A 14,789-nucleotide genomic window follows, 5' to 3' on the forward strand; every position below is an offset into this window, starting at 1 on the left:
CCGGCCATAAAACAGACCAAATAAAAAGGGCTTGTCTCGTATCGAGGCAAGCCCTTTTCGTATGGTGCGAAGTAATCAGTCGCCGGTGTACTCACATCCGCTGGTACAGGTCTCGTGAATACGAACCTTGCTCAACTCCGGCAGCAGCGGTTTGACCTGTTCCCAGATCCACTTGGCGATCACTTCACTGGTCGGGTTTTCCAGGCCAGGAATGTCGTTGAGGTAGTTGTGATCCAACTGCTCATAGAGCGGCTTGAAGATGGCTTTGATTTCGGAGAAGTCGCGAATCCAGCCGGTATGAGGATCCAGCGGGCCGGTGAGGTGCAGGGCGACCTTGAAGGAATGGCCATGCAGGCGACCGCATTTGTGACCGGCGGGGACGTGCGGCAGGCGATGTGCCGATTCAAATGTAAATTCTTTGAAGATTTCCACGGTATCTATAACTCTGAGAACCAATGCTGGGGCGCAGTTTACCAGCAAGGTCACTTCAGTGGTTGCAGATGGTCGCCCAGCCTGCCGCTCTCCACCAGTTCGAGAAACGCGTCGCCCAGCCGTTGGCTTTCACTCATTGCCGTGTGCCAGTAACGCTGACGGCTAGAAGCATCGCCCATGAAACGTTTGAAGTCGCTGCGGTCTGGCAGCTTGCCGTAAGGCAGGCGTGCCAGGTATTGCGCTGACGGCGCCAGCAGCAGGACGTCTTGCAGTCGGTCCGCGTCGCCGCGTCGCCACGGCAATGCCTTGTCGAACCAGCCGGGAATCACCTTGTCGGTGAAGTGCGGGTAGAGAACGATGTCTTCGCCGGCGTAGGGCAGGTCGAGGTGGTAGTCGAGCAGGCCGCCGTCGCGATAGGTCCCTGGCCCTGCGCCCGGGATGTCCCGTACACCTTCCATGACCATCGGGATCGAGCCCGACGCCAGTAATGCATGGCGCAGGTTGCTGCTGGCCAATGGCAGATAACGCGACGGGAAATCTATCAGCGGCTGCAACGGCGGCGCGCTGCGGGCGTCGTGGAGGATGATTCGTTCGAAGTGTCGCGCCAGCCGCGGCCGACCGATCAGGTTGTCCGCGATCACCGAGGACAGGCCGATGCCCAGCCGCCCACGATGGTCATCGGCAAGTAAGCCATGGCTTTTCACTACGACGATGTTGAGTCGGTAAAGCGGGTTATCGAGGATGCTGGCATCACGGCCTTCCAGCAGGTCGTCGAGCATGCGTTGGCAACTCAGGCTGACTTCGCCTTGGGTCACGCCCTTGGCGAAGTCCTGGGCGGTATAGAGGTCGCCGAGTCGGCGGAGGGCCTGGGCCGGGTCGGGCAGACAGGCGCTGGCGAAGCGCCAGGAACCGATCGAGGCGCCAATCAGCGCGCGCTCGCGTGGTGCACCTGGCAGCCACTGACCGAACAACGCCAGATCCAGCCCCTGTATGCCCAGCGCCTTTGGCCCGCCAGCAGCGCCGGGCAGTACACCGATGTCAGCGGGCGCCAGGCCGCGTTGACGGATGCGGGCAAGGGCACGTTTACCGGCCTTCAGGGTCAGCGCGGGGTATTTGATCTGGATGGCGGTCATGCGGGTCTCTCTGTGTCGAGGGTGCGAGTATAGAGAATCGCTGCGACCTTGCGCGCCAAGACGGTGCGCCCCTGCGGCGCTATCATGTCGCCAGCTGTTTTCAGGTTCAATTAAGTTCGGCTGGGTAATATTTCCTCGTACCCCACCGAACCTCAATGGAGAAACACGATGAAGACCCTGACTGCCCTGTTCGCAACCGCTGCCCTGGCCTTGAGTGCCAACGTCGCGATGGCCAAGGATGTGCGCACCGACGAAGTGGTGAAACTGGTCCAGGCCAAGCAGATCCAGTCGCTGGACGAACTCAATCAGAAGGCGCTCGCCAAGCACCCCGGCGCCACGATCAAAGACACCGAGCTGGAAGACGTCTACGGCCGTTACGTCTACAAGGTCGAACTGCGTGATGCGCAGAACGTCGAGTGGGATGTGGATCTGGACGCCAAAACCGGTGAAGTGCTCAAGGATGTTCAGGACCGCTGATGATCCGGCTTTCGCAAACGGCACGCTGGACACTGCTCGCGCTAATGGCCTGCTGCTCGCTGGCCATGGCCCGCGACCTTGACCAGGACGAAGCCCTGCAGTTGCGGCGAGAAGGGGTGATCCTGCCGCTCGAGCAACTGTTGCAATCCGCCCTGGGACGCTATCCCGGGGCGCGTTTGCTGGAGGCGGAGCTGGAAGAGGACGACGATGAATACGTCTACGAGGTCGAGTTGCTGACTGTCGAAGGCGTGGTGCGGGAAATCAAGTTGCATGCCGCCACCGGTGTCCTGCTCAAAGATGAGGAAGATGATTGATGCGTTTGCTACTGGTTGAGGACACCGTCTCGCTGGCTGACGAACTGACCGTCAGCCTGCAACGTCAGGGCTACGCGGTGGACTGGCTGGCCGATGGCCGTGACGCGGTGTATCAGGGCAGCAGTGAGCCCTATGACCTGATCGTGCTCGACCTCGGTCTGCCCGGCATCCCCGGTCTTGAAGTGCTGAAGCAATGGCGCGCGGGAGGACTGGCCATACCGGTACTGATCCTCACCGCACGCGGTTCCTGGGCTGACCGCATCGAAGGGCTCAAGGCCGGTGCCGATGACTACCTGAGCAAGCCGTTCCATCCCGAAGAGCTGCAATTGCGTATCCAGTCGTTGCTGCGCCGAGCACGTGGCCTGGCCAATCAGCCGACCCTGGAAGCCTCTGGTCTTCATCTGGACGAAGGGCGCCAGTGTGTGACCCGTGAAGGCGAGGACGTACAACTGACTGCCGCTGAATTTCGCTTGTTGCGTTACTTCATGCTGCACCCGCAGCAGATCCTTTCGAAAAGCCATTTGGCCGAACACCTTTACAACGGCGAGACCGAACGTGACTCCAATGTTCTGGAAGTCCACGTCAACCACCTGCGCCGCAAGCTGGGCCGTAGCGTGATCGAAACCCACCGGGGCCAGGGCTACCGCTTCGGTGGGGCCGTGGCGTGAAGTCTATTCAGTCACGCCTCAGCCTCGGCCTGGCCGGGGTGTTGATCGTCGTGGGCCTGGCTCTGGCCCAGGTCAGTCTCTGGTTGTTCGAAGTGGGATTGCAGCGTTACCTCGAAGCCGGCCTGCGCAAGGAAAGTGAGAACCTGCTGGTCGCCCTGGTCCACGGTCACGACGGTGTCGAGCTGGATCAGCAGCGGATTTCTGCCGCCTACAACCGGCAGTTCTCCGGCTATTACTTCCGCATCGATTTCGACGGCAAGACCTGGCGCTCCCGCTCGCTGTGGGACATGGAAATGCCCAAACCGGAGACGCCCGGGCTGCACGACGGCTTCGAGCTCGGCCCGCGCGGCCAGCAGTTGCTGGTGTTGCGAGCCGACTACCGGCGTCAGGGCCAGGCGATGTCCATCAGCGTCGCCCAGGACTACACGCCGATGCGCGACAGCTTCCGACGTCTGCAACAGATCGGCCTGGGCCTCGGGCTGTTGGCTTTGGTGCTGGTGCTGGTGTTGCAGCGCGTGATCGTCAAACGCTCGCTGAATCCGCTTGAGCGCGCCCGCGAGCAGATCGCGCAGTTGCAGCAGGGCAAGCGTTCGCAACTGGACACCGAGGTGCCGAGCGAACTCGAACCGTTGGTGGCGCAGGTCAACCACCTGCTGGCCCATACCGAAGACAGCCTGCGCCGTTCACGCAACGCGCTGGGCAATCTCGGACACGCTTTGAAGACGCCGCTGGCCGTGTTGCTCAGCCTTGCCGCCAGCGAGCGCCTGCGGGAAGTGCTGGGGTTGTCCGCGCAGATGCGCGAGCAACTGGAGCAGATCCAGCAGCGTTTGAGTCGCGAACTGAACCGCGCCCGGCTGGCCGGCGATGCGCTGCCGGGCGCGCATTTCGATTGCGATGCGGAATTGCCAGGCCTGCTTTCCACCCTGGGAATGATCCATGGTGACGGGCTGTTGATCCGTCAGGACGTTCCTGCCGGCCTGTCATTGCCGTGGGACCGTGAAGACCTGCTGGAGCTGCTCGGCAACCTGCTGGACAACGCCTGCAAATGGGCCGACAGCGAAGTCTGCCTGAGCATCAGCCAGACGCCGGATCACTACCGACTGTGTATCGATGACGACGGTCCGGGTATTCCCGAGGACGCCCGGCAGGGCGTGCTGGAACGCGGCGCGCGGCTGGATGAGCAGATCGATGGCCACGGCCTCGGCCTGGGCATCGTGCGCGATATCGTCGAGGCCTGGCATGGCCGGATGGACCTGGAGGGGAGTGCGCTTGGCGGGTTGCGGGTGAGTATCGAGCTGCCGCGCCGGGCCGGGCGCTGAGGCCCGGCCGGCGCGGCATACAGATCAAACCTGGAAGTGATCCATCAGGCTTTGCTGCTGGTTGGCCAGGCTGTTCAGTGACTGGCTGACCCGGGCCGACTCATCGGCCTGATGAGACAGCGACTCGGTGACGTCACGGATGGTCGCGACGTTGCTGCTGATTTCCTCGGCCACCGCGCTCTGTTCTTCAGCGGCACTGGCGATCTGCAGATTCATGTCAGTGATGACCGTCACCGCTTCGCCAATCTGGCGCAGCGCGCTTACCGCCTGACCGACCTGCTCGACACTGCCCTGGGCCTGGCGATGGCTGCTGTCCATCGCACCGACCACTTCGCGGGTACCGGCCTGCAACTGCTCGATCACATGGCGGGTTTCTTCCACCGATTCCTGAGTGCGCTGGGCGAGGTTGCGCACCTCGTCGGCGACCACCGCGAAGCCGCGCCCGGCCTCGCCGGCGCGGGCTGCCTCGATGGCAGCGTTGAGCGCGAGGAGGTTGGTCTGTTCGGCGATGGAGCGGATCACTTCCAGTACCGAACCGATCTTCTCGCTGTTTTCCGCCAGGCCTTCGACCTGATTCATCGCGGTGCTCATGTTGGCGGCGAGGGCGTCGATGCTGCTGGTGGTCTGGTTGATCACCGCCAGGCCCTGGCGAGTGGCCTGATCGACGTCGCGGGCGGCTTGCGCGGCTTGTGCGGCGCTGCGGGCCACGTCATGGGCGGTGGCGCTCATTTCGTGGGACGCGGTGGCCACCTGATCGACCTGGCGGTATTGCTGCTCCATGCCGGCGCTGGTCTGGCTGGCGATCGCCGAAGACTGGTCGGCGGTGCTGCGCGCCGCGTGCACCGAGCGTTTCACCTCGGCGATGGTCGGTTGCAGTTTGTCCAGGAAGCGGTTGAACCAGCCGGCCAGTTCACCGAGTTCGTCCTGCTTGTTGTAGGCCAAGCGGCTGGCCAGGTCGCCGTCGCCGCTGGCGATTTCGCGCAGGCGGTGGGCGACGTGGAGAATCGGCCGGGTCACGCCGCGGGCCATCAGCCAGATCAACAGCAGGCCGACCACCGCGGCCAACAGGCCAAGCCCCAGTTCGATCAGCGTGCCATTGGTGTTGCGTTGATCGAGTTCCTGCTTGAGGGTTTCGGCGGGGCCGATCAGGGCGCTTTCCGGCACATCGAGCAGCACGCCCCAAGGCTTGGCGCCCGGGGTCGGGGCGAAGGAGGCGAGGATTTTCAAGCGGCCGTCGTTCTGAATGCTGTGCAGCACCTTGCCGTCGGCCATCAGGCGCACCAGTTCGGCGCCGTTGCGGGCGTCGATCTGTTCGTAGCGCTGGGCCAGCTTGCTGGCGTCCGGGCTGTAGCCGGCCAGCAGGCCGGCGGGGCTGAGGATGCCGATCTGGGTCTGGCCGCCGTAGAGGTTGGCGCTGGCCTGTTTACTCATGGCTTGCAGGCTGTTCAGGTTGATGTCGATGGAGAGGGTAGCGATCACCTTCTCGGCGACGATCAGCGGGAACACGATGCTGGTCATCAGCACCTGCTGGCCGTCGATTTCGTAGAAATACGGTTCGGTCACGCAGGTCTTGCGGGTGGTGCGCGGGCACACCGACCAAGTGTTGGCGGGCTCGCCGCTCGGGCCGATGGTGGTGTCGGCCATGTCACGCTCGGGCAGCGCCATGGAGGTCAGCTTGCCCGGGGTCGGCTGCGACCAGTACAGGGCGAAACGGCCGGTTTCGTTGCCGCCGATGGCCTCCTGGCCGGCGAACAGTTCATCTTTGCCATCCAGCGCGTTGGGTTCGAACACCAGCGACAGGCCGAGCAGGTCGGGGTTGGCCTGCAGCGCCGAGCGCACCTGGCGGGTCATGTCCTCGCGCAGGTCGAAGGCATCAAGGAAGCGCTTTTCCGCTTGTTCACGCAGAAACAGCACCTGGCGCGAGAAGCCCGCGCCATATTGATAGGCGTCCATGAACTGGCGCCGGATGTTCAGTGCCTGGACTTCGCCCTGGGATTCGATACGGCCCTGGGCCGCCTCGGTGAGCATGTGCATGCTGCTGGCCTTGACCAGCTCCGTTGTGTGTTCCATGCGATACAGCGAAAGACCCACCAGCAGGGTAACGATGCCTGCGAGGCACAGCCCGGCCAGTGAAGTGATCTTCCATTGAATGGAAAGTTGTCTGAACAACATCGGCGAAATCCTTTGGACCAAAAGAGATAGACACTGCCGACTGTAACGGCAATCTGTGAACTTTCTTTATTCAAACGTTCAATTGAAATGCGCCGTTTTCGTTCATTCAGGCGACCCTTGCACCAAGGCGAGGCGTCGCGCTTTGACATCCGCGGGGGCCTCCGTCAGAGTGTGCGCCTTCCAAAAACATACCGTCATTCGGCCAGTGCCTGAGGGCAAAACTGTCGCCGACGTACCCGCTTTTTGTCCGTTTCAAGAGGTTCACAGAATGAATGCAGTCATTGCCGCGGTCGGCATCATGCTGATACTGAGTCTGTCCCGCGTGCATGTGGTCATCGCCCTGATCGTCGGTGCGCTGGTCGGTGGCCTGGTGGGCGGATTGGGTATCGAGGCCACGCTGAAGGCCTTCAACGGTGGCTTGGGCGGTGGTGCTACCGTGGCGCTGTCCTACGCCTTGCTCGGCGCTTTCGCCGTGGCTATCGCCAAATCCGGCCTGGCCCACGCCCTGGCTGATCGCGCCCTGGCGATGTTCCACGGGCAGAGCGAAGGCAACGGTGCCCGGGTGAAGTGGTTGCTGGTCGGGCTGATGCTGGTGGTGGCGATTTCCTCGCAGAACGTTCTGCCGATCCACATCGCCTTCATTCCATTGCTGGTGCCGCCGCTGCTCTATGTGCTGACGCGCCTGCAGATTGATCGCCGGCTGGTGGCCTGTGTCATCACTTTCGGCCTGATCACGCCGTACATGTTCCTGCCCGTAGGCTTCGGCAATATCTTCCTCAACGAAATTCTGCTGGCCAATGTGGCTCGCAGCGGTGTCGACGTCAGTGGCGTCAATGTCACCCATGCCATGGCCATTCCGGCAGCGGGCATGCTCGCTGGCCTGCTGATCGCAGTGTTTTTCAGCTACCGCAAGAAGCGCGTCTACGATCTGGAGAAAATCGAGCAAGTGGAGCAAGTGGCGGTCAGCTACAACCCGCTGACCCTGCTGGTAGCCGGTTGCGCCATCGCTGCGGCGTTCATCATTCAGTTGTGGCTCGACTCGATGATTATCGGCGCCATGGCGGGCTTCCTGATTTTCTCGGCCTCCGGCATCGTGCGCTGGAAGGACACCGACGACCTGTTCACCGAAGGCATGAAGATGATGGCGATGATCGGCTTCATCATGATTGCCGCGTCCGGGTTCGCCGAGGTGATGAAGGCGACCGGAGAGGTGAAGACGCTGGTGGAAGCATCCGCGTCGTGGATCGATCACAGCAAGGGCGTCGGCGCTTTACTGATGCTGCTGGTGGGCTTGCTGGTGACCATGGGCATCGGATCGTCGTTCTCCACCGTGCCGATTCTCGCGGCCATCTTCGTGCCGCTGTGCGTGCAACTGGGTTTCGATCCGATCGCCACCGTGTGCATCGTCGGCACCGCCGGCGCCCTGGGCGATGCCGGTTCGCCGGCGTCTGACTCGACCCTCGGCCCGACCTCGGGGCTGAACGTCGACGGTCAGCATCATCACATCTGGGACACGGTGGTACCGACCTTCATCCATTACAACCTGCCATTGCTGGCGGCGGGATGGGTGGCGGCGATGGTGCTGTAAGCAGGAAGCGCAAGAGGGCGGGGCGCGAGGCTCAGCCCTTTTTGGGAGGCGGGGAGATGCGGTTGAGGACGGTGTTGCCGTCTTTGTCCTGGGTCAGGTAGACCGGCAGTACCTTGGGCAGGCTGCGGACCAGACGGTTGACGTCGTTGGTGTTGTAGATACCGCTGATGCGCACGTTGCCGGTGCTGGCATCGGCCAGACGCAGCGGGCTTTCCAGGTAGCGGTTGATCAGCGGCAGTGCCTGGTCGAGGGTGAGGTTGTCGATCACCAGCTTGCCGCTGCGCCACGACAGGCTGGAGTCGTTGGCGTAGGTCTGGTTCAGGCTCGGTTCGAGATCGCCGGTATTGTAGCTGGCCTGCATTCCAGGGCCGAGGCGGTAGCCGCTGCCGGGCTTGAAGCTCTCGCTGCTGACCAGCACCGAACCTTCCACCAGCGTCACTTTGACCTGATCACGGTATTTCCAGACGTTGAACTGGGTGCCAGTCACCTGCGTCTGGCCGTTGCCGGCGCGGACGATGAAGGGATGGCTGGTGTCGTGATGGACCTTGAAGAACGCCTCGCCCTTGACCAGGGTCACCCGGCGCTCATCCTTGTAGTGGGTGTAGCGCAGGGAGGTGCCGAGGTTCAGTTCGACTTCGCTGCCGTCGCCCAGGGTGACGGTTCTGCGGGCGTCGGTGGTTTTTTCCGACTGGTAGTCGTTGGGCAACCAGCCTTGTTCCCAACCGATCCAGGCGCCGACCGGCAGCGCCAGCAGGGTGATCACTGCTGCCGACGCGTAGTGACGCAGACGCTGGGGCTGTGGTCTGGGCTTGACCGGCAGGTGCAGAATCTGTGCCTGCGTGGCTCGCGGCAGGTGATCGGCAGTGACCCAGATCTCCTGCATGGCTTCGTATTCCTGCAGGTGAAGCGGGCTGGCAGCCAGCCATTGTTCGAATTCGGCGAGTTCTTGCGCGGTGCAGTCATCAGCGTGCAAGCGCATGCACCAATGCGCGGCGGCATCGGTGATGGCATTCAATTCGGCGTCGCTGGGGCTGACCTGATTCATTGATACTCCCGGTTTTGCGCAATTCTAACCCCGCCGGGTAGGCGGGGAGAACCGAGATCATGGCGAATCACTATCAGTTGTGAGATTTATTCGCAGGAAATCACCTACAAAAACGATTTTCTCCGCACAAACCGACCAACGGTCGCAAGACTACGGCAAGCCGCCTCGCTCGCCGTAGTGCGTGCAGTTCAGAACTGTTCGGCGGCCAGTTGGAACAGGCTGTCGCTACCCGCCTGAATGCTCGCCTGCAACGACAGAACCCGTGGCAGCAAACGCTCGAAGTAGAACGTCGCCGTGGCCAGCTTGGCGCCATAGAAGTCCGGCTCGTCGGCGTGATGCGCGCGGGCGGTGGCGGCCATGCGCGACCACATGTAAGCGTAGGCGACGTAGCCGAACAAATGCAGGTACTCCACCGACGCAGCACCCACGGCATTGGCGTCCTGGCTGGCCTGCTCGCGCAGCCACTGGCTGGTGTTTTCCAGCCGCTCCAGGGCACCCAGCACCTGCGCGGCGAACGGCGGTTCGCTTTCGCAGAAGGCACGGATTTCCGCCGCCAGCAACGCCAGCGACTGGCCGCCATCGGCCACCACTTTGCGCCCCAGCAGATCCAGCGCCTGGATGCCGTTGGTGCCTTCGTAGATCTGCGCAATACGCACATCCCGTACCAGTTGCTCCTGGCCCCACTCGCGGATATAGCCATGGCCACCGAACACCTGCTGGCCGAGTACGCAACTCTCGAGGCCGGTATCGGTGAAGAACGCCTTGGCCACTGGTGTCAGCAGTGCGACGAGGCGTTGCGCCGCCTCGCGCTCGGCGGCGTCTTCGGTGTACTTGGCGGTGTCCAGTTGCTGGCCGACGTAGGTGGCGAAGGCGCGGCCACCTTCGGTCAGGGCGCGCATGTTCAGCAGCATGCGGCGCACGTCGGGGTGGACGATGATCGGGTCGGCGATTTTGTCCTTCGCCTGCGGGCCGCTGGCGGCGCGGCTTTGCAGGCGATCGCGGGCATAGCGCGCGGCATTCTGGTACGACGCCTCGGCGCAGCCGATGCCCTGGATGCCGATGGACAGGCGCTCGTAATTCATCATGGTGAACATCGCCGCCAGGCCGCGGTTCGGCTCGCCGACCAGGTAGCCGACAGCGCCGTCGAAGTTCATCACGCATGTGGCCGATGCCTTGATGCCCATCTTGTGCTCGACCGAGCCGCAACTGACCGCGTTGTCTACGCCCAGGCTGCCGTCCTCAGCGACGATGCGCTTGGGCACCAGGAACAACGAGATGCCTTTCGGTCCGGCCGGGGCGTCAGGCAGCTTGGCTAGCACCAGATGGATGATGTTGTCGGTGAGGTCCTGGTCGCCGCCGGTGATGAAAATCTTGGTGCCGCTGATGGCGTAGCTACCGTCGATCAGCGGCTCGGCCTTGCTGCGGATGATCCCCAGGTCGGTGCCGGCGTGGGGTTCGGTCATGCACATGGTGCCGGCCCACTCGCCGCTGTACAGCCGTGGCAGGTACAGGGCGCGCAGTTCGTCGCTGGCGTGGGCGTCAATCGCCAGGCAGCAGCCGGCACTCAGCGCCGAATACAGGCTGAAGCTGCAGTTGGCGGCGTAGAGCATTTCCTCGAACTGCACCGCGAGCATCTTCGGCATGCCCATGCCGCCGTGTTCCGGGTTGCCGGCGAGGCCGACCCAGCCGCCTTCGCGGTAGGTCTGCCAGGCCTGCTTGAAGCCGTCGGGCGTGGTGACTTGACCCGCTTCGAAGCCGACTCCCTGTTCGTCGCCGCTGCGGTTGAGCGGGGCGATCAACTGACCGGTGATTTTCGCCGCTTCTTCAAGGATCGCGTCGGCGGTCTCGGCATCGACACTGGCCGCCAGCGCGGGCAGGCGTGCCCATTGGGCCGGGCCTTGGAACACTTCGTGGAGGACGAAACGCATGTCGCGCAGCGGGGCATTGAATTCAGGCATCGTGGTTCTCGTTCGAATAAGTAGGAGGGATCAGAGCGCCTTGGCCCAGTCGCGCAACAGGTATTTCTGGATCTTGCCGGTGGAGGTCTTCGGCAGCTCGCGGAACACCACCGTCTTGGGCAGCTTGAAGCCGGCCAGGTGTTCGCGGCAGAAGGCGATGATTTCGACCTCGCGGGTATCTTCGTAGCCGGCCTTGAGGGTGATGTACGCGCACGGGGTCTCGCCCCACTTTTCGTCGGGCCGGGCTACTACCGCAGCTTCCAGCACGGCGGGGTGGCGGTAGAGGGTGTCTTCGACTTCGATGGTGGAGATGTTCTCGCCGCCGGAAATAATGATGTCCTTGAGCCGGTCCTTGATCTCGACGTAGCCGTCCGGGTGGCAGACGGCGAGGTCGCCGGTGTGGAACCAGCCGCCCCGGAAGGCTTCGGCGGTGGCTTCGGGGTTCTTCAGGTAGCCCTTCATCACCGTGTTGCCGCGCATGAAGATCTCGCCCAGGGTGTTGCCGTCGCGGGCCACCGGTTCGAGGGTTTGCGGGTCGGCGACCATCAGGCCTTCGAGGGTGGCGTAGCGCACGCCTTGGCGCGACTTGATCCGCGCCCGTTCCTGCAGCGGCTTTTCATCCCATTCGGCATGCCAGGCGCAGACGGTCACCGGGCCATACACCTCGGTCAGGCCATAAACGTGGGTGACCTTGATGCCCATTTCTTCCACGGCGCCAATCACCTTGGCCGGCGGCGCGGCGCCGGCGACCATGGCGTTGACCGGGTGATCGATCGCCGCCTTGGCCGAGTCAGGCATGTTGATCAGCGCATTGAGGACAATCGGCGCGCCGCACAGGTGAGTGACCTGGTGTTCGCGGATCAGCGTAAGAATCTTCTGCGGATCGACCCGACGCAGGAACACATGCGTGCCGGCCAGCGCGGTGACGGTCCACGGGTAGCACCAGCCATTGCAGTGAAACATCGGCAGGGTCCACAGGTAGACCGGATGGTTGCCCATCGCCCAGGTCATCTGGTTGCCCAGCGAGTTGAGGTAGGCGCCGCGGTGGTGATAGACGACGCCCTTGGGGTTGCCGGTGGTGCCGGAGGTGTAGTTCAGCGAGATCGCCTGCCACTCGTCCTCGGGCCAGTGCCAGGCGAACTCCGGGTCGCCCTCGGCCAGAAACGCCTCGTAGTCCAGCTCGCTGACGGCGCAGCCTTCGCCGTATTCCGGGTCATCGACATCGATCACCAGCGGCGGATGAGCCATGAGCTTCAGCGCAGCGCTGATGATCTTGTGGAATTCACGGTCGGTGATCAGCACCTTGGCTTCGCCGTGTTCGAGCATGAAGGCGATGGCCTCGGCGTCGAGGCGAACGTTGAGGGCGTTGAGTACCGCGCCGATCATCGGCACGCCGAAGTGCGCTTCGAGCATCGCCGGGATGTTCGGCAGCATGACCGCCACCGTATCGCCCTGACCGATGCCGCGGCCCGCCAGGGCACTGGCCAGGCGCCGGCTGCGCTGGTAGGTTTCCTGCCAGTTGCGGCGGATCGAACCGTGGATCACGGCAGGGTACTGGCCGTAGACCGCGGCGGTGCGTTCGATGAAGCTCAGGGGGGTGAGGGCGACGTGGTTGACGGGGGCGGGCTGCAGGCCCTGAGAGAAGATCGACATGAAAAGCATTGTCCTGTGCAGGAGGCAGCCTGCCCGGACGGTGTACGGCAAGTACACGCCCTGGACGCATGCTGAAACCTCCGATGGCTGATTGTTAGCTCTATCAGGTTTCGTGGAGCAGATTCACGGGGACTGCTCCGGTGGTGCATTTTTACGCTGTTCGCCATGTTACCTGGAAGATAGACTATAGCAATATGGTACAAATACTATAAAAATCCCGGAGCAGACGCTTTGATCGCCATCCCCTCGGCCTTGCTCGACAAGGACCCGCAGCCCAGTTTGCTGCTCGATGCCGGTGCCAGCCTGCGCGCGGCCAACCCCGCGATGCTTGAACAGCTCAATGGCTGGCCGCCGCAGAGCCTGGCCGTGTTGCTGCCGGCCAATCATGGCGCCCTGGTCAGTGCCTGCCTCAGCCAGCAACGGGCGATCAGCGATGTCGAGAGCCAGGCCGGCGAGCGCATTTTGCTCTGGACCTTTATCCCCGCCAGCGAAGCCCTGGTTATTGCCCGCTGCCGCGACGCCACCGCCGAGCGCTGTGCCGAACGCGAGGCCAGTCAGGCCCGCCGGCTATACCGGCTGATCACCGAGAACACCACAGACCTGATTTCCCGGCACACGCCCGACGGCTGTTTTCTCGACGCGTCGCCGGCGTCCTATCGCCTGCTTGGTTACTGGCCGGAAGAGCTGCGCGGGGTCGCGGTGCAGTCGCTGTTCCATCCTCAGGACCGCCAGCAATTCCTGCAACAGGCGGCGCAGGCGCTGGAGAAAGACGGCTACCAGACCATGACCTGCCGGGTGCGCCACCGCGATGGCCGCGACCTGTGGTTCGAGATCGCCAGCCGGGCGATCCGCGAAACCTACACCGGCGCGGTGGTGGAGATCGTCAGCGTCTCGCGGGATATCAGCGTGCGCATCGAGGCGCAGGAAAACCGTCGGCGACTGGCCGAAGTCGTCGAAGCCAATACTGATCTGGTGCTGTTCACCGACCCGGACGGTCGCCTGACCTACCTCAATCGTTCCGCGCGCCGTGCCCTCGGGTTGATGGACGTGGACGCGGTGCCGCCGCTGCGCCAACTGCTCGATGAAGACGCCCAGCAGCGTCTGGATGATGAAGGCTGGCTGTGCGCCGAGCGCGATGGTGTCTGGCAGTGCGAGGCGCGGCTGGCGCCGTACCATGGCGGCGCGGCGTTTCCGGTGTCGCTGGTGTTGCTGGCACACAGCGCCGCAGGCGGCGAGCGCTATTACTCGCTGGTCGCTCGTGACATGACCGAGCGCGAGCTGCGCGAGACCCAGCAACGTCGGCACCAGGACGAACTGGCCCACACTGCGCGGCTGGTGACCCTCGGCGAACTGGCGTCCGGTATCGCCCACGAAATCAACCAGCCGCTGGCTTCGGTGCTCAACTACGCCGCCGCCAGCCAGCGCTACCTGCATGCACTCGATCGTGATCCTCAGGCGGCGGGGCGGGTTGCTCAGGGCTTGCAGCGCATCAGCGAACAGGCGACCCACGCCGCCGAAGTGATCAAGCGCCTGCGCGCCTTCCTGCGCAAGGAGCCGCGGCGTTTGCAGGCGCTGTCGATCGCGCAGGTGGCGCGCGAGGCGGTGCGCCTGTGCGCCTGGGAAGCCAATCACGCGCAGGTGACGATCGAGCAGCGAATGACGGACAATCTGCCGCCGGTCTACGCCGACCGGGTGCTGCTGGAGCAGGTGCTGCTCAATCTGCTGCGCAACGCCATCGACGCCAACCGCGAGAAACAGCCGGGCCAGCCTTCGCGGATCGTGCTCAGCGGTGAACAGGAGAGCGGCTGGCTGTTGATCCAGGTGATCGACCAGGGCCCGGGCGTGGCGCTGGATCGGCTGGACGGGATTTTCACCCCGTTCACCACCAGCAAGCCCGAAGGGCTGGGCCTCGGCCTGAGCATGAGCCGTAGCATCGTCGAAGGCTTTGGCGGCACCTTGCAGGCCGGCCCGAACGAGGGCGGCGGATTGATTTTGAGCTGTCGGCTGGCGCCGGCGGCGAGTGTTTGAAC

Annotated in this window: 12 protein-coding genes and 1 pseudogene; 6 read left to right on the forward strand and 7 right to left on the reverse strand. The window is 63.5% G+C overall.

Features of this window, described 5'->3' with window-relative positions; genetic code table 11:
* Positions 1-75: 75 nt before the first annotated feature.
* Both queD and DM374_RS24720 read right to left on the reverse strand, forming a co-directional pair.
* Positions 76-432 carry a 6-carboxytetrahydropterin synthase QueD gene (gene queD / locus DM374_RS24715; RefSeq protein WP_110972230.1) on the reverse strand — a complete coding sequence of 119 codons (357 nt, stop codon included), beginning with the start codon at positions 430-432 and terminating at the stop codon, positions 76-78.
* A gap of 50 nt (positions 433-482) precedes the next feature.
* Positions 483-1,565 (reverse strand): patatin-like phospholipase family protein, encoded by a 1,083-nt coding sequence (locus DM374_RS24720; protein WP_110972231.1) that lies wholly within the window; start codon positions 1,563-1,565, stop codon positions 483-485.
* Between the two features lie 168 nt (positions 1,566-1,733).
* Here DM374_RS24720 and DM374_RS24725 point away from each other — a divergent pair, with 168 nt between their 5' ends.
* Genes DM374_RS24725 through DM374_RS24740 form a run of 4 tightly spaced genes read left to right on the forward strand, consistent with a single transcriptional unit; the run spans position 1,734 to position 4,343 of the window.
* Positions 1,734-2,042 (forward strand): PepSY domain-containing protein, encoded by a 309-nt coding sequence (locus DM374_RS24725; protein ID WP_110972232.1) that lies wholly within the window; start codon positions 1,734-1,736, stop codon positions 2,040-2,042.
* Complete coding sequence (locus tag DM374_RS24730) at positions 2,042-2,356, forward strand: PepSY domain-containing protein (RefSeq protein WP_110972233.1); 315 nt, start codon at positions 2,042-2,044, stop codon at positions 2,354-2,356. The genes DM374_RS24725 and DM374_RS24730 overlap by 1 nt, the downstream gene beginning before the upstream one ends.
* Complete coding sequence (locus DM374_RS24735) at positions 2,356-3,024, forward strand: response regulator transcription factor (protein WP_110972234.1); 669 nt, start codon at positions 2,356-2,358, stop codon at positions 3,022-3,024. Before DM374_RS24730 ends, DM374_RS24735 begins: the two co-directional genes overlap by 1 nt.
* On the forward strand, positions 3,021-4,343 hold the full coding sequence (locus DM374_RS24740) for a sensor histidine kinase (protein ID WP_110972235.1): 1,323 nt from the start codon (positions 3,021-3,023) through the stop codon (positions 4,341-4,343). The genes DM374_RS24735 and DM374_RS24740 overlap by 4 nt, the downstream gene beginning before the upstream one ends.
* 24 nt (positions 4,344-4,367) lie before the next feature.
* Here DM374_RS24740 and DM374_RS34480 read toward each other — a convergent pair whose 3' ends face one another.
* Together DM374_RS34480 and DM374_RS34485 are read right to left on the reverse strand one after the other, a co-directional pair.
* Positions 4,368-5,123 (reverse strand): methyl-accepting chemotaxis protein, encoded by a 756-nt coding sequence (locus tag DM374_RS34480; protein ID WP_371864307.1) that lies wholly within the window; start codon positions 5,121-5,123, stop codon positions 4,368-4,370.
* A gap of 102 nt (positions 5,124-5,225) precedes the next feature.
* Positions 5,226-6,515: pseudogene (locus DM374_RS34485) on the reverse strand (HAMP domain-containing protein); the annotation flags it as partial.
* Positions 6,516-6,783: 268 nt separating this feature from the next.
* Between DM374_RS34485 and DM374_RS24750 the strand changes: the two are divergent.
* Positions 6,784-8,103, forward strand: a complete 1,320-nt coding sequence (locus DM374_RS24750; protein WP_110972237.1) for a Na+/H+ antiporter family protein — start codon at positions 6,784-6,786, stop codon at positions 8,101-8,103.
* 31 nt (positions 8,104-8,134) lie between these two features.
* Here the strand turns inward: DM374_RS24750 and DM374_RS24755 are convergent, their stop codons facing one another.
* The 3 genes from DM374_RS24755 to DM374_RS24765 all read right to left on the reverse strand — a co-directional run bounded on the left by DM374_RS24755 (position 8,135) and on the right by DM374_RS24765 (position 12,759).
* Complete coding sequence (locus DM374_RS24755) at positions 8,135-9,148, reverse strand: FecR family protein (protein ID WP_110972238.1); 1,014 nt, start codon at positions 9,146-9,148, stop codon at positions 8,135-8,137.
* Positions 9,149-9,336: 188 nt separating this feature from the next.
* On the reverse strand, positions 9,337-11,106 hold the full coding sequence (locus tag DM374_RS24760) for an acyl-CoA dehydrogenase C-terminal domain-containing protein (RefSeq protein WP_110972239.1): 1,770 nt from the start codon (positions 11,104-11,106) through the stop codon (positions 9,337-9,339).
* Between the two features lie 30 nt (positions 11,107-11,136).
* Positions 11,137-12,759: an acyl-CoA synthetase gene (locus DM374_RS24765; protein WP_110972240.1), complete on the reverse strand. Its 1,623-nt coding sequence runs from the start codon at positions 12,757-12,759 to the stop codon at positions 11,137-11,139.
* A gap of 231 nt (positions 12,760-12,990) precedes the next feature.
* On the opposite strand from DM374_RS24765, the gene DM374_RS24770 reads away from it, so the two are divergent.
* The gene (locus tag DM374_RS24770; RefSeq protein ID WP_110972241.1) at positions 12,991-14,787 is read left to right on the forward strand and encodes a PAS domain-containing sensor histidine kinase; all 1,797 of its coding nucleotides are present in this window, start codon (positions 12,991-12,993) and stop codon (positions 14,785-14,787) included.
* The last annotated feature ends 2 nt before the right edge of the window (positions 14,788-14,789 follow it).

It is taken from the genome of Pseudomonas huaxiensis (assembly GCF_003231275.1).
Taxonomy (GTDB): domain Bacteria; phylum Pseudomonadota; class Gammaproteobacteria; order Pseudomonadales; family Pseudomonadaceae; genus Aquipseudomonas; species Aquipseudomonas huaxiensis.